Consider the following 17,424-nt stretch of genomic DNA (forward strand, 5'->3'; position numbering starts at 1 on the left):
CATGTCTTCTGACACTTCTTTCGAAAAGGGCATCGGTGACGTGGAGGGCGTGTCCCTCTACGACGTCGACAACCCGGCGCCTTACATCGAGGCCCCGCGCAAGCGCACCGGCAAGACCCCGCGCTCCACCCGCGGCAACTTCGAGATGGTCGCGTGGCTCTTCATGCGCCTCTCGGGCATCGTCCTGGTCGTGCTCGTCATCGGCCACCTGCTCATCCAGCTGGTGCTGGACGGCGGCGTCTCCAAGATCGGCTTCGCCTTCGTGGCCGGCCGCTGGGCGTCCCCGTTCTGGCAGGTCTGGGACCTGCTGATGCTGTGGCTGGCCATGCTGCACGGCGCCAACGGTCTGCGTACCGTCATCAACGACTACGCGGAGCGCGCCAACACGCGGCTGTGGCTGAAGGGCCTGCTCTACACCGCCACGGTGTTCACCATCCTTCTGGGCACGCTGGTGATCTTCACCTTCGACCCGAACATCCGCTAGGCAACGGGGCTGAGGCGAATCCCATGAAGATCCACAAGTACGACACCGTCATCGTCGGCGCAGGTGGCGCCGGCATGCGCGCCGCCATCGAGGCGACGAAGCGCAGCCGCACCGCCGTGCTGACGAAGCTGTACCCCACCCGCTCCCACACGGGCGCCGCGCAGGGCGGCATGGCCGCCGCGCTGGCCAACGTGGAGGACGACAACTGGGAGTGGCACACCTTCGACACGGTCAAGGGCGGTGACTACCTGGTCGACCAGGACGCCGCCGAGATCCTGGCGAAGGAGGCCATCGACGCGGTCCTCGACCTCGAGAAGATGGGCCTGCCGTTCAACCGCACCCCGGACGGCACCATCGACCAGCGCCGCTTCGGCGGTCACTCCCGCAACCACGGCGAGGCGCCGGTCCGCCGGTCCTGCTACGCCGCGGACCGCACGGGCCACATGATCCTCCAGACGCTGTACCAGAACTGCGTCAAGGAGGGCGTGGAGTTCTTCAACGAGTTCTACGTCCTGGACCAGCTGCTGGTCGAGGAGGACGGCGTCACGAAGTCGGCCGGCGTGGTCGCGTACGAGCTCGCCACTGGCGAGATCCACGTGTTCCAGGCGAAGGCCGTCATCTACGCCTCCGGCGGCACCGGCAAGTTCTTCAAGGTGACCTCCAACGCGCACACCCTCACGGGTGACGGCCAGGCGGCCTGCTACCGCCGCGGCCTGCCGCTGGAGGACATGGAGTTCTTCCAGTTCCACCCGACGGGCATCTGGCGCATGGGCATCCTGCTGACGGAGGGCGCCCGCGGTGAGGGCGGCATCCTCCGCAACAAGGACGGCGAGCGCTTCATGGAGAAGTACGCGCCCGTCATGAAGGACCTCGCGTCCCGCGACGTCGTCTCGCGCTCCATCTACACCGAGATCCGTGAGGGCCGCGGCTGCGGTCCCGCCGGTGACCACGTGTACCTGGACCTGACGCACCTGCCGCCGGAGCAGCTCGACGCGAAGCTCCCGGACATCACCGAGTTCGCCCGTACGTACCTCGGCATCGAGCCGTACACGGACCCGATCCCGATCCAGCCCACCGCGCACTACGCCATGGGCGGCATCCCGACCAACGTCGAGGGTGAGGTCCTGCGCGACAACACCACCGTCGTCCCCGGCCTGTACGCGGCCGGCGAGGTCGCCTGCGTGTCGGTGCACGGCGCGAACCGCCTGGGCACGAACTCGCTGCTGGACATCAACGTCTTCGGCAAGCGCTCGGGCATCGCCGCGGCCAAGTACTCGGCCGAGAACGACTACGTCGAGCTGCCGGAGAACCCGGCGCAGCAGGTCGCCGACCTGGTCGAGCACCTGCGCAACTCCACGGGCCACGAGCGGGTCGCCGACCTGCGTCTGGAGCTCCAGGAGACGATGGACGCCTGCGTGATGGTGTTCCGTACGGAGCAGACCATCAAGACCGCGGTGGAGAAGATCGCGGAGCTGCGCGAGCGCTACAAGAACGTGTCCGTCCAGGACAAGGGCAAGCGCTTCAACACGGACCTGCTGGAGGCCATCGAGCTGGGCAACCTGCTCGACCTGGCCGAGGTCATGGCGGTGTCCGCGCTCGCGCGCAAGGAGTCCCGCGGCGGTCACTACCGCGAGGACTACCCGAACCGCGACGACGTCAACTTCATGCGCCACACCATGGCGTACCGCGAGGTCGGCGCCGACGGCAAGGACTCCGTCCGGCTGGACTACAAGCCCGTCGTCGTCACCCGCTACCAGCCGATGGAGCGTAAGTACTGATGGCCACCCCGACCCTCGACAAGATGGAGGCGGCGGCCGCCGCCTCGCCGTTCATCACGGTCACCTTCCGGATCCGCCGCTTCAACCCGGAGATCTCGGAGGAGTCGACCTGGCAGGACTTCCAGGTCGAGATCGACCCGAAGGAGCGCGTGCTCGACGGTCTCCACAAGATCAAGTGGGACCTGGACGGCACGCTGACCTTCCGCCGCTCGTGCGCGCACGGCATCTGCGGCTCCGACGCGATGCGGATCAACGGCAAGAACAGGCTCGCCTGCAAGACGCTGATCAAGGACATCAACCCGGAGAAGCCGATCACCGTCGAGGCCATCAAGGGCCTCACGGTGATGAAGGACCTCGTGGTCGACATGGAGCCCTTCTTCCAGGCGTACCGGGACGTCATGCCGTTCCTGGTCACCAAGGGCAACGAGCCGACCCGCGAGCGCCTGCAGTCCGCCGAGGACCGCGAGCGCTTCGACGACACCACCAAGTGCATCCTGTGCGCCGCGTGCACGTCCTCGTGCCCGGTGTTCTGGAACGACGGCCAGTACTTCGGCCCGGCGGCGATCGTCAACGCGCACCGCTTCATCTTCGACTCGCGCGACGAGGCCGGTGAGCAGCGGCTGGAGATCCTGAACGACAAGGACGGCGTGTGGCGTTGCCGCACGACCTTCAACTGCACCGACGCGTGCCCGCGTGGCATCGAGGTCACGAAGGCCATCCAGGAAGTCAAGCGCGCCCTGATCACGCGCCGCTTCTGACCTTCCCGCCGCGGACCCGTCCGCCTGCGCCGAGGCCCGCACCCCTCCGGGGGTGCGGGCCTCGGCCGTTCGGGGCCCACGCGGCCCCGCGCGCGGGGTACGGAGGCGGCGGCCGCTGTGGAAAGATCGGCCGTATGAGTGAGCAGCAGCCGAATCCCTATGCGGGCGGTCCGGGGCAGCAGCCCGGTCAGGGCGACTACACGTGGGGCCCGGGCGAGCCCAGTTACGGCTACCCGCAGCCCTACCCGGCGGCGCCCCAGCCCTACCAGCCGACCATCGGCGCGGGCCTGCCCGCGCCCGTGCCCGGCCCGATGGGCGGCGCCGGGTTCGCCCTGGGCGACATCACCATCTCCGGCGACCAGATCATCACCCCGTCGGGGACGATGCCGCTGCGGGGCGCGATGTGGAACGCCACCGACTTCTCGCGCACCGAGGAGAAGATCCCGACGCACGCGATCGTGCTGGCGATCGTCTTCGCCCTGCTCTGCCTGGTCGGCCTGCTGTTCCTGCTGATGAAGGAGAAGGTCACCACCGGCTTCATCCAGGTCACGGTCACCTCCGGCGGCCGCCACCACTCGACGATGATCCCGGCGACCGACGCCTACGCCATGCAGTGGGTCATGGGCCAGCTCAACTACGCCCGCTCCCTGAGCGTCTGACACCTCCCCACCCCGTACTCCTGACCAGGGGAAACGGGGTGGCGGTGGGCACCGGCCCGGGGCAGGATCGCGGGATGATCCTTTCCCATGACGTGACCGGTCCCGTCGGCGCGCCCACCGTCGTCCTGCTGCACTCCTCCGTCTGCGACCGGCGCATGTGGGACCCCCAGTGGGTCCCGCTCGCCGAGGCGGGCTTCCGCGTCGTCCGTGCCGACTTCCGGACCTGCGGGGACTCCCCCGCCGCCGAGGCCCCGTACAGCGACCACGGCGACGTACTGGCCCTGCTGGACCGGCTGGGCGTCGAGCGGGCCTCGTTCGTCGGCTCCTCCTACGGCGGCCGGATATCCCTGCTGATCGCCGCCCTGCACCCCGAGCGGGTCGCCCGCGTGGCACTGCTCTGCCCCGGACGGCCCGGGCTGTCGCCGGACGGCCCGGAGGTGCGCGCGTACGGGGCCGCCGAGGACGCCCTCGTGGCGGCCGGGGACCTGGCGGGAGCGGCGGCGCTGAGCGCCCGCACCTGGCTCGGCCCGGAGGCCGACGAGGCCGCGCACGCCGCCGTACGGGAGATGGAGCTGGGCAACCTCAAGGGGGCCCTGGCCGCCACCGGGGGCCACGAACTCCCCGAGCCCGAGGTCGACCTGGGGTCCGTGACCGCCCCGGTGCTCGCCGTCGGAGGGGCCCACGACCTCCCCGACTACCGGCGCATCCCGGCCGGCCTCCCGGCCCTGATCCCGGGCGCCGAGTACCGCGAACTGCCCTGGGCCGGCCACCTCCCCTCCCTGGAGCGGCCGGAGGAGATCACGGACCTGCTGATCGGGTTCCTCGGCGCCCGGTAGGACATGCACGCATCCCCCCAGCCCCCTGAACTTGTTCAAAAGCAAGCTTGAACCTGTTCAAAAAGAGGTCTACAGTCAAGGACGTCAGCAGTTGAACACGTTCAAGGGGGCTGAGGGCAATGGACCTCACCGTGGTCGCGTACGTCATCTACCTGCTCATCAGCATCGGGCTCACCGTCTGGGTGGCCCGTACGCTCAGCCGCAACGGCCGGGTCTTCATCGGCGACGTCCTCCAGGGGAACGAGAAGCTCGCCGACGCCGTCAACCAGCTCCTGGTGGTCGGCTTCTACCTCGTGAACATCGGGTTCGTGACCCTCTACCTGCGGTCGAGCGAGGACATCATCGCGGCCCGCGACCTCTTCGAGGCACTGTCGGTCAAGCTCGGCGTCGTCCTGCTCGTCCTCGGCGTCATGCACCTCGGGAACGTGTGGGTGCTCAACAAGATGCGCCGCCGGGGCGTCATGGAGCGTCAGCAGACCCCGCCCGTCGCCCCGCAGGGGTGGACCGCCCCGGCCGGAGCCTGAGCGGTGCGGCCGCGGTCGGCGCCCGTCCGCCACCTGACCGTCCTCTACGACGCCAACTGCCCGGTCTGCGTGCACATCCGGCACTGGCTGCTCGCCCAGCGGTGGCTCGTACCGCTGCGGCTCGTACCGGCCGCGTCCTACGAGGCCCGGCACCGCTACCCGGCGCTCGACCACCGGGCGACCCTCAGGGAGATCACCGTGATCGGCGACCAGGGCCAGGTGTGGAGCGGTACCGACGCCTTCATCGTGTGCCTGTGGGCCCTCGCCGAGCACCGCCCGAAGGCGAACTGGCTGGCCACACCGGCCGGCCGGCCCTTCGCCAAGGCGGCCATGCACACCGCCGCCGCCGTGCGCCACGCGGTACGGACCAACCCCGAAGCGGAGCACGGGGACCCACTCTGTGACGACCAGTGCGCCGTACCCCGATAAGGTCGGACACCGTGACAGATCAGAAGGCGCCCAAGAGCGAGCAGACCCGGACGCTCATCCTCGAAACCGCGCTCCGGCTCTTCCAGGAGCGCGGTTTCGACAAGACGACCATGCGGGGCATCGCCAAGGAGGCAGGGGTCTCGGTCGGCAACGCGTACTACTACTTCGAGTCGAAGGAGCACCTGGTCCAGGGCTTCTACGACCGGATCGGCGCGGCCCACCAGAGGGCGGTCCGGCCCATCCTGGACCAGGAGACCGACCTTCAGAAGCGGCTCGCGGGGGTCCTGACGAGCTGGCTGGACATCGCGGCGCCCTACCACGAGTTCGCCTCGCAGTTCTTCAAGAACGCCGCGGACCCCGAGAGTCCGCTCAGCCCCTTCTCGCCGGAATCGGAACCGGCGCGCAAGGCGGCGATCGACATGCACCGCGAGGTGCTCGCCGGCGCGAAGACGAAGGTCCCGGACGAACTGGCCGACGTACTGCCGGAGCTGATGTGGCTCTCGCAGATGGGGCTGGTCCTGTACTGGGTGTTCGACCGCTCGCCGGACAGCCAGAAGACCCGGCGGCTCGCGGAGCGCGGGGCACAGCTGACGACGCGGGGCATCGTCCTTGCCCGGTTCCGGGTGCTGCGTCCGCTGGTGCGCGAGGTGCACGAACTGTTCGCGGACTTCCTGCCGGGCATGGCCCAGACGGCGGTCGCGCGCGGCAAGCGGGCCTCGGACCCGCATCCCGGCGAGGAGTAGCCAGGAGTACGGGCCGCGACCGCCCGGTTCAGGCTCCGAGCACCAGGAGGGTCGCGAGGGCGGGGCCGAAGGCGCCGCCCAGCTGGTAGCAGAGGGTGAACAGGCCGATGGCCGCGGGCCGTCGGCCGGCGTCGGGGGCACTGGCCACGGCGTGCGTGGACAGGACGGCGTTGGCGGCGGAGGCGGTGAACACGCCCGCCGCCGTGGCCGCCAGCAGCAGCGGGGCCGAGTCCGCGAGGAGCGCGACGAGGGCCGAGGCGGCGCCGGTCGCGACGAGGACCGTACGGACGGCCGTGCGGCTCATGCGGGCCGAGGCGGCGGCGAGCGGCCAGGACAGGGCGGATCCGGCGAGCAGGGCCACGAGCTGTCCGGCCCCGGCGGAGCCCGTGTCCCAGCCGGCGCGCTCGGCGAGCAGCCGGGGCACCGACAGCAGCACGGTGAAGTAGGACGTCGACAGGACGAGCGCGAGCAGCGCCGAGACGAGGAAGACGGGCGAGCGCAGCAGGACGGCCGGTACGAAGCCGTCGGGGCAGCGGCGTACGTGCAGGACGAGCAGTGCGGCGGCGGCGAGGGCCGCGCCCAGGGCGGCGAGCGGAGCGGTCGCCAGCAGCACCAGGGCGGTCGCGAGCACGGTCAGCAGGGCCGCGCCCCGGGCGTCGAAGCGGCCCGGCGCGGGCGCCGCCGGCGCCCGCCCGGTGTGGCGGAGGACGGCCGGGACGGCGAGCAGGGTGACCACCGGCACGGCGAGGGCCAGCCGCCAGGACACCGCCTGCGTGAGGACCTGGCCGAGCAGCGGTCCGGTCGCGCCGAGCATGCCGAAGCCGGCGCTGATGACGCCCATCCGGCGGGCGGTCCCGGCGAGGCTGATCGCGGCGGCGACGAAGCCGGCGCCGCCCGCGGCCTGGGCGCAGCGGCCGAGCAGGGTGAGCGGCAGCCAGGGGGAGACGGCGACGAGCACGGCGCCGGCCAGGGTCAGCGCGGCGGCCAGGTGGAGCAGGGCCGCCAGGCCCCGGCGGCGCAGCAGCCCGGCGAGCAGCGGGGTGCCGACGGCCACGGCCCAGCCGAAGGCGGTGAGCAGCTGGGCGGCGGAGCCGACGGGGACGCCGAGGGAGCCCGCCAGCTCGGGAAGGATCAGCACCGGCGCGTTGGCCCCGGCGGCGAGGGGCGTGGCCAGCAGGGCGAGCCACAGGACGGGAACGGGCCGGACCGGGCTCCCGGCGCGCTCGGCGCTCCCGCTCGGGCCCGGTGCGACCGGGGGGTACGGGGTGTTCGCGGGAGTGCCCGCGGGGGTGCTCGCGGTGCTCGCACGGGTGGTGGCAGACATGGCCCGACCCACTTCCTCAACCTTGACAATCTCAACGTTGAGATAAAATCAGGCCCACTACCTCAACGTCAAGTGTCTTAACGTTGAGGTATTCTCGCGGCATGGAGAACGACATGGTGGCCCACGTCATCGGACAGTGGACGGCCGAACGCCCCGACCTGACGGACGGACTGTGGCCCGTCGAAGCGCTGGCCCGGATCCAGCGGATGGCCCGGATCATCGACAAGCAGCTCAAGACCTTCATGGCGGAACACGGCCTGGAGGTCGGCGAGTTCGACCTCCTCGCCAGCCTGCGCCGCTCGGGCCCCCCGTACGCGCTGACCGCCGGGGCCCTGATCCCCGCCGCCATGGTGACCTCGGGCGCCATCACCAACCGCATCGACCGCCTGGAGGCCAAGGGGCTCGTGGAGCGGGTGCGCGACGAGACCGACCGGCGCTCGGTGCGGATCCGGCTGACGGACCGGGGCCTGGAGATCAGCGGGAAGGTGATGGAGGCCCACCTCGACCACTACGCCCGGCTGCTGGAGCCCCTCGGCCGCGAGGGGTCCTCCGCCCTCGCCGAGGCCCTGCGCACGCTCCTGCTGGCGCACGGGGACACGCCCCCGCTCGACTGAACGGGGGCGTCGCCCGGAGGAACCGGTCCGTCAGACCGGGTCCGTCACAGCCAGTTCAGCTCCCACAGGCGCCAGACGCCCGTGCCGTCGGAGAGGTACTGCGCGCCGGTGACGGCCTCGCGGGACATGACGTAGTCCTTCTTCTGCCAGATCGGCAGCATCGGGACCTGCTGGGCGACGGCCTTCTGGAGTTCGCGGAAGTCGGCGGCCGCCCCGGCGCGGTCCGAGAAGGACTGGGTGCGGGTGATCAGCTCGTCGACGGTCTTGTCGGAGAAGCCGTTGTTCATGCTGGACCCGGCGCCGACCAGCGGGGCGAGGAAGTTGTCGGCGTCCGGGAAGTCGGCGATCCAGCCGATCGTGTAGGCGTCGTACGCGCCGGCCGCGTACCCCTTCTGGAAGTCCGCCCACTCCTGGACCGGCTTCACGGTCACCTGGAACAGGCCGGTGGACTCCAGCTGCCGCTTGATCTCCCCGGCCTCGGCCTCGTTCGCGCCGCGCTGGTTCACGCCCAGCGTCAGCGTGACGGGAGCGGTGATCCCGCCGTCCTTGAGGAGCTTGCGGGCGAGCGTGCCGTTGGGCGACGGGTACGCGTCGTAGAAGGGCGTGCTGTGCGCCGCGATGCCCGCCGGGACGAGGGAGTAGAGCGGGGTGACCGTGCCCTTGTACACGTCGCCGGAGATCTTCGAGCGGTCCAGTACGGCGGCCACGGCCTGGCGGACGGCCGGCTTCTCCGCCGCGGAACCCGGGCGGACGTTGAAGACCACGGCGCGGGTCTCGCTACCGCCGGACGCCTGGTAGCGGGTGTCCTTCATGCCCGGGTTCAGGCCCGCGAGGACCTCGGGCGGCATGTCGCGGTGCGCGACCTCGACCTGCCGCTCCCGCCAGGCCTTGTCGAGGTCGGCGGAGTCCTCGAAGTACCGGACGGTGACGCTCGCCCGGGCGGGCTTGCCCTGCCCCTTGTAGGCCGGGTTGGGCTTCAGCTCGGCGCTCTCGCCCGGCTCGTACGCGTCCAGGACGTACGGGCCCGTGCCGTCGGCCCCGTTCCCCTCGCGGAGCGCGCCGGCCGGGTACTTCTCCTTGTCGACGATCGAGGCGGCACCCGTCGCGATCTTGAAGGGGAAGGTGGCGTCGCGGGCCGACAGGTTGAAGGTGACCGTGCGGCCCTCGGCCTTCACCGACTCCAGGGTGTTGAACAGCGGGGCGGGTCCCTGGTCGGAGTTGATCCGCTTGATCCGGTCGAAGGAGAACTTCACGTCCTCGGCCGTGACCGCCCGGCCCCCGGGGAACTTCAGGTCCGGGCGGAGCTCGCACTGGTAGGTGGTCAGCTTCTGCCCGACGAACTTGCAGGAGGACGCGGCGTCCGGGACCGGGGTGTCCGAGCCGGTCCTGATGGTCAGGAGCGACTGGTAGACGTTGCTGAACAGCGCCCAGGATCCGGCGTCGTAGGCCCCGGCCGGGTCGAGCGCCGAGACGACGTCGGTCGTCCCGACCCGGATCACGCGCCTGCCGTCGTCCCCCGTGGGCAGCAGCATCCACCCGCCGACGCCCGCCACCCCCAGGACCAGCCCGGCCGCGATGGCCTTCGAGCGGACAGACCGCATCCCCTGAACCCCCGATATTCGAACCCGCTATCCGATAATCGGTCACCCAATCACGGAAAAGCAGCCACGGGAAGGTCCGCGATGCCCGGTCGGCCCTGGTCAGGCCTGGTATGAGGCAAGTTCGACGACGGTGATGTCGGACGGCGCCCCGACCCGGACGGGCGGACCCCAGGCTCCCGCTCCGCGGGACACGTACAACTGGGTGTCGCCGTAGCGCTCCAGGCCCGCGACGGTGGGATTGGCCAGCTCGGCGAGGTACTTGCCGGGCCACAGCTGTCCGCCGTGGGTGTGCCCGGAGAGCTGGAGGTCCACGCCGTGCCGCACGGCGTCGTCGATCACGATCGGCTGGTGGGCGAGGAGGACGGACGTACGGGACCGGTCGCGGTCGCCGAGGGCCGCCTGGAAGTCGGGGCCGTGGCCCTCGGTCTCGCCGGCCACGTCGTTGACCCCGGCGAGGTCGAAGTACGGGAGCTCGCGGCGGGCGTTCTCCAGCGGGGTCAGGCCGAGCTCACGGACGTGGTCGACCCACTGCTGGGCGCCGGAGAAGTACTCGTGGTTGCCGGTGACGAAGAAGGTGCCGTGCCGGGACGTGAGCCGGCGCAGCGGCTCGGCGGCGGGGCCGAGGTCCTGGACGTCACCGTCGACGAGGTCGCCGACGATCGCGATCAGGTCCGGCTGCGTGCGGTTGACGGTGTCGACGATCCGCTGCGCGTGGGCGCGCCCCAGGACCGCACCCAGGTGCACGTCGCTGACGACGGCGATGCGGAAGCCGTGCGCCGCGCGCGGCAGCCGGGCCAGGGGGACCTGGACCCGCTTCACGCGCGGCCCGCGCAGCACCCCGTACGTTCCGGTGCCGACGGTGGCGGCGGTGGCGACCAGGGCCGCGCCGCCGAGGGTCCGCGCCACGAACAGCCGGCGGGTGACCCCCTCGGGTCCCTCGCCCGGGCCGCCCTGCGCCACGGGGGCCGCGGCCGTGGCCAGGTCCCCGGGACCCGCGCCGGCCGCGCCGGCGTCACCCGCGTGGCCGGAGTCGCCGCGGCCGGAGTCGCCCGGGCCCGCCTCCTCGCGGACCAGCGGCTCCGGCTCGTGCGGGGCGGAGCCCCGTCCGGCTCCGGCTGCCAGGGGCGTGCGGGCCGGGCGGCGCAGCCACACGCGGCGGACCACCTCGGCGACCAGCATGGCCAGCGTCAGGTACAGCAGCACCGCCAGCCACATGAAGCCCGGCCAGGCGACGGTCCGCTGGAGCCAGAAGGGCGCGCCCGCGCGGCCCGCCGTGAGGGCGGCCAGCGCCAGCACCGGCAGCAGGAAGGCGGCGACGGTGCCCGCGCGGCGGACCGGGCTGCCCGGCCGCGTCGTGTCGCGGAACAGCCGGATCCAGAGCCAGCGGTGAACGAACACCAGCAGCGTCAGGACCGCCAGAGCGATCAGAACAAAGACAAATACGGTCATCGTGATTCCCGACGCAGAGCCAGCACGCCACGCAACCCGATCACACCAACGGCCGTCCCCAGGAGAAAGGACGTCACCGCAAGGAGAAAGTGGACCCAGAAGTACCCCGTAGGGTCACCGGCCGTGTCGAAGGACAGGCCGCTGGCGTTCTTCCACAGGTTCCGGACGAAGGACACCCAGATGAACCAGCTCCACACTCCGAAGGCGAGCAGGAACCAGGAGGAGGTGCGGCTGAGTTTCATGACCCCAGTATCGGATCGGTACCCAGGACGGACGCGCCGGGGTGGGCTGTCCCGGCGGTGGTTGCGGCGGGTTGGCCGGTCCACGACGGCGGACAGCCCATCAGGATGTACTTTCACCTGCGTGTCTGCCAAGAAGACCGCGCTGACGGTCCTTTCCGCCGCGCTGCTGGTTCCCGCGATGCTGGCGCCGCCCGCCCACGCCGACCCGGAACCCCCGCCGCCGGCCGCCGACGGGAAGGGACAGCCGCCCAGGGCCAAGGCGGCTCCCGCGCCCCCCGCGGCGATGTCCAGCGTCGGCGGTGCCTCGCTCGGCCAGCCGGGCACCCAGGTGAACCTGCTGCCCGGCGCGCCCGCCCTGCCGGCGAACATCACCGGGCGTTCCTGGATCGTCGCCGACGCCGAGACCGGGGAGGTCCTGGCGGCCCACAACGCCCACTGGCGGCTGCCCCCGGCCTCGACCATGAAGATGCTGTTCGCGGACACGGTGCTGCCGGGCCTGCCCAAGGACAAGGTCCACAAGGTCACCGACGAGGAGATGTCCGGGGTCGGCCCGGGCAGCAGCCTCGTCGGGGTGAAGGAGGACCACGAGTACACGGTCCACGACCTGTGGCTCGGGGTGTTCCTGAAGTCCGGCAACGACGCCGTGCACGTGCTTTCGGCCATGAACGGCGGCATCGACAAGACCGTCAGGGACATGCAGGCGCACGCCGAGGAGCTCCAGGCGCTGGACACCCACGTGGTGTCGCCGGACGGCTACGACGCCCCCGAGCAGGTGTCGAGCGCCTACGACCTCACCCTCATCGCCCGCTCCGGCCTCCAGAAGGAGGACTTCCGGGAGTACTGCGGCACGGTGACGGCGAAGTTCCCCGGCCTCCAGGAGGAAGGCAAGCCCCGCGACTTCTTCGAGATCCAGAACACCAACCGGCTGATGACGGGCGCGGGCGGCATCAGCCCCTACAAGGGCATCGCCGGGGTGAAGAACGGCAACACCACCATGGCCGGATCCACCTTCACTGGCGCCGCCCAGCAGGGGTCGAAGAAGCTGCTGGTCACGGTCATGAACCCGGACACCGGCGGGGCCAACTCGGTGTACGAGGAGACCGCCGCGCTCTTCGACTGGGGCTTCGCGGCGGCCGGGAAGGTCCGGCCGGTGGGCGAGCTGGTGCCGCCGAAGAGCGCGGACACCACCTCGTACGGCTCCCCCGCCCAGTCGCACGAGAACAGCCCGACGGCGGGCGGCGACGACTCGGGCAGCAGCGGCATCGGCACGGCGATGGGCATCGCGGGCGGGGCGCTGGCCGTCCTGGCCGGCGGGGCGTTCGTGGTCAACCGGCGTTGGCCGCGCGGCCGCCGGGGCCCGGGCAGCCAGGGCGGCCTGGACGCCTGAGCCACCCGGCCGGAGCCGGGCCCGCCGGCCGGGCGGTCGGCGGTGAGGCGGCCCGGCGGTGAGGCGGTCGGGCGGCCCGGCGGTCGGGGCGTCAGGCGGGCCGTGGTGCGGGCGCCGGGTCCGGCCGGGGTTCCGCGTCCGGCCCGGACCCGGCTTCCGGCCCGTCACCGGGCTCCGGGTCCTGCGCGCCGTCGCCGTCGCCGTCGGCGTCGTCGCGGGTCGCGGTCCAGGCGGAGCAGAACAGCAGCAGCTTGGCCATGAAGTTGATCCACAGCAGCAGGGCGATCGGCACGCCGAAGGCCCCGTACATGCTCTTGCCCGCGACCTCCCGCATGTAGCCGCTGAGCAGCAGCTTCAGCAGCTCGAAGCCCGCCGCGCCGATCAGGGCCGCCTGGATCAGGCGGCCGCGCGGGGGTTCGACCCCGGGCAGCAGGGTCAGGACGTAGAGCAGCAGCAGGAAGGCCGCCACCACGCCCACCAGGAAGGCCGCGGACCGCAGCACCGCCCCGCCCGCGCCCGCGGAGGACAGGCCGAGCGCCTCGCCGGACTTGCCGACCGCGCTGGACCCGATGATCGACGCCGCGGCCGAGGCGATGCCGGCGCCGCCGAGGCCGAGCAGGACGAGGGCGTCCTTTCCCTTGCGGGCGAAGGGGTTGCCCTCGTCCTCGTCGTCCCTGTCCCACACCGCGCGCAGGCAGTCCCGCATCGAGCCGATCCAGCCGATCCCCGTGAAGAGCAGCAGGGCGCCAGCGACGAGACCGATCGTGGCGGCGTTCGCGACGAGCCCGTTGATGTCGAGCTGGTCGGAGATGCCGGGGACCTGGTCGGAGAGGTTCTTCTGCAACCGGTCGAGCTGCTCCTGGCTGAGCAGGGCGGCGCCCACGGCGGCCGCGACGGTGATCAGCGGGAAGAGCGCGAGGAAACTGATGAAGGTGATGGCGGCCGCCAGCCGGGTCCAGTGCACCCGGTCGAGCCGCTCGTAGGAACGCCACGCATGCGTCCGCATGGCGGCGGACGCCAGCGGCCCGATCACCGGGAGTTTCGTCAGCCAGTCCATGGGGCCACCGTAATTGAGCTGCCGCAAATAGCCGGGATTGCCGGTTTCGGGTACTACGGTCGTCGATTGTGACTTTTCGCCCGACGGCCCGTCCGTTCCACATCCTGGTCCTGCGAAGGCTCAGGTTCCGCGCCTTCCAGGCCCTGCGCCCGCTGCGTCAGGAGCGCCGCGCCGATGCCTCGGCGGCCGTGGCGGCGGGTGACCCGGACTGTGCGGGGACGCCCGTCGGACCGCTGCCGAACGGGTACTCGCGCAGTTTGCGCCAGACTCCGTCCGAGCCCTGCTCGTAGAGCGCGAAGCCCTCGCACAGCCACTCGGCGGCGTAGTCGGCGAGCTCGGCGAAGGCCCGGTCCATCGCCTCCTCGGAGATCCCGTGGGCGACCGTGACGTGCGGGTGGTACGGGAACGCCAGCTCCCGGTTGATCGGGCCCTCGGGATCACGGACGCGGCCCTGGAGCCGGGTGCAGCCCGGGGCGCCCTCGGCGAGCTGGACGAAGACGACCGGCGAGAGGGGACGGAAGGTACCCGTCCCCGCGAGCCGCATCGCGAAGGGACGGGAGGACAGCGCGACCTCGGCCAGGTGGGCCCGGATCTGCGGCAGCCGGTCCGTGTCCACCTCGGTGGGCGGTACGAGGGTGACGTGCGTGGGAATGCCGTGCGCGGCGACGTCCCCGAAGCCCGCGCGCAGCTCCTGGAGCCGGCTGCCGTAAGGCTCCGGGACCGCGATCGAAACGCCGAGCGTTACGGTCCCCACGTCTGTCTCCTCCGTGTGTCTGTGTGCGCGGTTGCCGGGCGGCGGTGGTGCTGCCGCTCAGTGTGGCGGCAGCACCCCCCCGACCGCCAGGGGCCTCGGTCCGTCAGTGCTTCGCGGGCAGGAAACCGAGGCGGTCGTACGTCTGCGCGAGGGTCTCGGCGGCGACCGCGCGGGCCTTCTCCGCACCCTTGGCCAGCAGGGAATCCAGGGTCTCCGGGTCGTCCAGGTACTCCTGGGTGCGCTGCTTGAAGGGTGTGACGAAGTCGACCATCACGCCGGCCAGGTCGGTCTTCAGCGCGCCGTAGCCCTTGCCCTCGTACTTGGCCTCCAGCTCGGCGATCGTCTCGCCCGTGAGGGTGGAGTAGATGGTGAGCAGGTTGCTGACGCCGGGCTTCTTCTCGGTGTCGAAGCGGATCTCCGCCTCGGTGTCCGTGACGGCGCTCTTGATCTTCTTCTCGGTGACCTTGGGCTCGTCGAGGAGGTTGATCAGGCCCTTGGGGGAGGACGCCGACTTCGACATCTTGATCGTCGGGTCCTGGAGGTCGTAGATCTTCGCGACCTCCTTGACGATGTGCGCCGCGGGGAGGGTGAACGTCTGGCCGAAGCGCGTGTTGAAGCGCTCGGCCAGGTCGCGGGTCAGCTCGATGTGCTGGCGCTGGTCCTCGCCGACCGGGACGGCGTTCGCCTGGTAGAGCAGGATGTCGGCGACCTGGAGGATCGGGTACGTGAACAGGCCGACGGTGGCGTTGTTGACGCCGCCCTTGGCGGACTTGTCCTTGAACTGGGTCATCCGGCTGGCCTCGCCGAAGCCGGTGATGCAGTTCATGACCCAGCCGAGCTGGGCGTGCTCGGGCACGTGGCTCTGGATGAAGAGCGTGCACCGCTCGGGGTCCAGGCCGGCCGCGAGGAGCTGGGCGGCGGAGAGGCGGGTGTTCGCGCGGAGGTCCTTCGGATCCTGCGGCATGGTGATCGCGTGGAGGTCGACCACCATGTAGAAGGCGTCGTGCGTCTCCTGCAGGGCGACGTACTGGCGGATGGCTCCGAGGTAGTTCCCGAGGTGGAACGAACCGGAGGTGGGCTGGATACCGGAGAGCGCGCGAGGACGATCAGAAGCCATGGCCCCATTCTCTCAGGTGCGGGGGCGGGCCCGTGCCCGCCGCTGGCCGGAACCCTGCCGGTGGACCCCGGCACCGGCCGTACCCCGCACGGGTACCGGACGGTAGCGGGGCGGCCTGATCTTGCCCCGGTCGAGCGACCGCTTACCGCGGGGCCCGGGCGGTACCGCTGCCCGGGCCCCGCGGCGGCGAGGCCGGCCGGGTGACGGCCCGAGTTACGACAGCGGGAGGCCCGGGGCCGGGAAGGCCGCCATGAGGTCGCCGACCTCGGCGCGGACGGCGGCGAGGGCCGCCTCGTCGCCCTTGGCGGCGGCGTCGACCGACCGGGAGATCCAGTCCGCGACCAGCGGCATGTGCTCCGCCGACAGGCCGCGCGAGGTCAGCGACGGGGTGCCGATGCGGATGCCCGACGGGTCGAACGGCTTGCGCGGGTCGAACGGGACCGTGTTGTAGTTCACGACGATGCCCGCGCGGTCCAGCGCCTTGGCCGCGACCTTGCCGGGGACCCCGCGCGAGGTCAGGTCCATCAGGATCAGGTGGTTGTCGGTGCCGCCCGACACCAGGTCGAAGCCCCGGGCCAGCAGTTCGGCGGCGAGCGCCTTCGCGTTGGCCACCACCGCGTGCGCGTACGCGGTGAAGGAGGGCTGCGCGGCCTCGTGCAGGGCCACCGCGATGCCCGCCGTGGTCTGGTTGTGCGGGCCGCCCTGGAGACCGGGGAAGACCGCCTTGTCGATGGCCTTCGCGTGCTCCTCGCGGCACATCAGCATCGCGCCGCGCGGACCGCGCAGGGTCTTGTGGGTGGTCGTGGAGATCACGTCGACGTGGTCCGCCGGGGAGGGGTGCGCCCCGCCCGCGATCAGGCCCGCGATGTGGGCCACGTCGGCGACGAGGACCGAGCCGGCTTCCTTCGCGATCGAGGCGAAGGCCTCGAAGTCGATCGTGCGCGGCAGGGCCGTACCGCCACAGAAGATGATCTTCGGTCGTTCGGCGAGGGCCTGCTCGCGCACGGCGTCGTAGTCGATGCGGCCGGTACCGGCGGAGACGCCGTACTGCACGCCCCGGAACCAGGAGCCCGTCGCCGAGACGCCCCAGCCGTGGGTGAGGTGCCCGCCCATCGGCAGGGCCATGCCCATCACCGTGTCGCCGGGCTTCGCGAAGGCGAGGTAGACGGCGAGGTTGGCGGGGGAGCCGGAGTACGGCTGGACGTTGGCGTGGCCGACCCCGAACAGGCCCTTCGCCCGCTCGATCGCCAGGGCCTCGACGCGGTCGACGTTCTGCTGGCCCTCGTAGTAGCGGCGGCCCGGGTAGCCCTCGCTGTACTTGTTCTGGAGCACCGTGCCGGAGGCTTCGAGCACGGCGGCGGACACGTAGTTCTCGCTGGGGATCAGGCGCAGGGTCTCGGCCTGCAGCACTTCTTCCGCCGCGACGAAGGACGCCAGTTCGGGGTCGGTCGCGAAAAGGGCGGGATGGCGGCGCGCGGTCATGGCGGGTCCTCCGGGGTCGATGTCGGTTCGTCCCCGCGAGGCCCAGGCGAGCGGCCCTGTGTGCGGTCGTGCGCGCACGACTCCCCCGGAGTCGGTTCTCCGTGCGCCAGTCGCCGTGCGTACCGCCCACCTTAGCGGGCGCGCCGCGCGAAAGGTTTCTCCTCCCGCCCCGCGAGCGAGGATGCA

At 71.5% G+C, this 17,424-nt stretch carries 18 protein-coding genes and 1 riboswitch; of the genes, 10 read left to right on the forward strand and 8 right to left on the reverse strand.

What is annotated here, in order from left to right; translation table 11 throughout:
- The first annotated feature begins 1 nt into the window (after window position 1).
- From AC07B0_RS09565 to AC07B0_RS09600, 8 genes are all read left to right on the forward strand, one after another.
- A complete protein-coding gene (locus AC07B0_RS09565) occupies window positions 2–484 on the forward strand; it encodes a succinate dehydrogenase hydrophobic membrane anchor subunit (RefSeq protein WP_267012636.1) in 483 nt (160 codons plus the stop codon).
- A gap of 23 nt (window positions 485–507) precedes the next feature.
- On the forward strand, window positions 508–2,262 hold the full coding sequence (gene sdhA / locus AC07B0_RS09570) for a succinate dehydrogenase flavoprotein subunit (RefSeq protein WP_356870807.1): 1,755 nt from the start codon (window positions 508–510) through the stop codon (window positions 2,260–2,262).
- On the forward strand, window positions 2,262–3,020 hold the full coding sequence (locus AC07B0_RS09575) for a succinate dehydrogenase iron-sulfur subunit (RefSeq protein ID WP_189733159.1): 759 nt from the start codon (window positions 2,262–2,264) through the stop codon (window positions 3,018–3,020). Before sdhA ends, AC07B0_RS09575 begins: the two co-directional genes overlap by 1 nt.
- Before the next feature lie 134 nt (window positions 3,021–3,154).
- Window positions 3,155–3,679: a hypothetical protein gene (locus AC07B0_RS09580; RefSeq protein ID WP_356870810.1), complete on the forward strand. Its 525-nt coding sequence runs from the start codon at window positions 3,155–3,157 to the stop codon at window positions 3,677–3,679.
- Between the two features lie 74 nt (window positions 3,680–3,753).
- The gene (locus AC07B0_RS09585) at window positions 3,754–4,515 is read left to right on the forward strand and encodes an alpha/beta fold hydrolase (RefSeq protein WP_469376479.1); all 762 of its coding nucleotides are present in this window, start codon (window positions 3,754–3,756) and stop codon (window positions 4,513–4,515) included.
- Window positions 4,516–4,634: 119 nt separating this feature from the next.
- Window positions 4,635–5,039, forward strand: coding sequence for a hypothetical protein (locus AC07B0_RS09590; RefSeq protein WP_467289951.1), 405 nt, complete (start codon window positions 4,635–4,637; stop codon window positions 5,037–5,039).
- A 3-nt stretch (window positions 5,040–5,042) separates the two neighbouring features.
- The gene (locus tag AC07B0_RS09595) at window positions 5,043–5,468 is read left to right on the forward strand and encodes a thiol-disulfide oxidoreductase DCC family protein (protein WP_478897477.1); all 426 of its coding nucleotides are present in this window, start codon (window positions 5,043–5,045) and stop codon (window positions 5,466–5,468) included.
- A gap of 11 nt (window positions 5,469–5,479) precedes the next feature.
- Window positions 5,480–6,211 (forward strand): TetR family transcriptional regulator, encoded by a 732-nt coding sequence (locus AC07B0_RS09600; RefSeq protein WP_356870818.1) that lies wholly within the window; start codon window positions 5,480–5,482, stop codon window positions 6,209–6,211.
- A 28-nt stretch (window positions 6,212–6,239) separates the two neighbouring features.
- On the opposite strand, the gene AC07B0_RS09605 is transcribed toward AC07B0_RS09600, so the two are convergent.
- A complete protein-coding gene (locus AC07B0_RS09605) occupies window positions 6,240–7,535 on the reverse strand; it encodes an MFS transporter (RefSeq protein ID WP_469376475.1) in 1,296 nt (431 codons plus the stop codon).
- Window positions 7,536–7,636: 101 nt separating this feature from the next.
- On the opposite strand from AC07B0_RS09605, the gene AC07B0_RS09610 reads away from it, so the two are divergent.
- On the forward strand, window positions 7,637–8,149 hold the full coding sequence (locus tag AC07B0_RS09610) for a MarR family winged helix-turn-helix transcriptional regulator (protein ID WP_478897480.1): 513 nt from the start codon (window positions 7,637–7,639) through the stop codon (window positions 8,147–8,149).
- Between the two features lie 44 nt (window positions 8,150–8,193).
- Here the strand turns inward: AC07B0_RS09610 and AC07B0_RS09615 are convergent, their stop codons facing one another.
- The 3 genes from AC07B0_RS09615 to AC07B0_RS09625 form a co-directional block, all read right to left on the reverse strand.
- Window positions 8,194–9,750, reverse strand: a complete 1,557-nt coding sequence (locus AC07B0_RS09615; RefSeq protein WP_469376472.1) for an ABC transporter substrate-binding protein — start codon at window positions 9,748–9,750, stop codon at window positions 8,194–8,196.
- A 99-nt stretch (window positions 9,751–9,849) separates the two neighbouring features.
- Window positions 9,850–11,199, reverse strand: a complete 1,350-nt coding sequence (locus AC07B0_RS09620) for a metallophosphoesterase (protein ID WP_478897482.1) — start codon at window positions 11,197–11,199, stop codon at window positions 9,850–9,852.
- Window positions 11,196–11,441, reverse strand: a complete 246-nt coding sequence (locus AC07B0_RS09625; protein ID WP_356870828.1) for an SCO4848 family membrane protein — start codon at window positions 11,439–11,441, stop codon at window positions 11,196–11,198. Before AC07B0_RS09625 ends, AC07B0_RS09620 begins: the two co-directional genes overlap by 4 nt.
- Before the next feature lie 178 nt (window positions 11,442–11,619).
- Between AC07B0_RS09625 and AC07B0_RS09630 the strand changes: the two genes are divergently transcribed.
- On the forward strand, window positions 11,620–12,828 hold the full coding sequence (locus tag AC07B0_RS09630) for a D-alanyl-D-alanine carboxypeptidase family protein (protein WP_467290687.1): 1,209 nt from the start codon (window positions 11,620–11,622) through the stop codon (window positions 12,826–12,828).
- A 91-nt stretch (window positions 12,829–12,919) separates the two neighbouring features.
- Here the strand turns inward: AC07B0_RS09630 and AC07B0_RS09635 are convergent, their stop codons facing one another.
- The 4 genes from AC07B0_RS09635 to AC07B0_RS09650 form a co-directional block, all read right to left on the reverse strand.
- Window positions 12,920–13,885: a YhjD/YihY/BrkB family envelope integrity protein gene (locus AC07B0_RS09635; RefSeq protein WP_478897484.1), complete on the reverse strand. Its 966-nt coding sequence runs from the start codon at window positions 13,883–13,885 to the stop codon at window positions 12,920–12,922.
- Window positions 13,886–14,042: 157 nt separating this feature from the next.
- On the reverse strand, window positions 14,043–14,639 hold the full coding sequence (locus AC07B0_RS09640; protein ID WP_356870834.1) for a 2'-5' RNA ligase family protein: 597 nt from the start codon (window positions 14,637–14,639) through the stop codon (window positions 14,043–14,045).
- Between the two features lie 103 nt (window positions 14,640–14,742).
- Entirely contained in the window at window positions 14,743–15,756 is a 1,014-nt protein-coding gene (trpS, locus tag AC07B0_RS09645) for a tryptophan--tRNA ligase (RefSeq protein ID WP_356870836.1), read from the reverse strand.
- A gap of 213 nt (window positions 15,757–15,969) precedes the next feature.
- The gene (locus AC07B0_RS09650; protein ID WP_356870838.1) at window positions 15,970–17,238 is read right to left on the reverse strand and encodes a serine hydroxymethyltransferase; all 1,269 of its coding nucleotides are present in this window, start codon (window positions 17,236–17,238) and stop codon (window positions 15,970–15,972) included.
- 33 nt (window positions 17,239–17,271) lie between these two features.
- A riboswitch (ZMP/ZTP riboswitch) is annotated at window positions 17,272–17,362 on the reverse strand.
- Between the last annotated feature and the right edge of the window lie 62 nt (window positions 17,363–17,424).

It is taken from the genome of Streptomyces sp. NPDC044704, assembly GCF_056433525.1.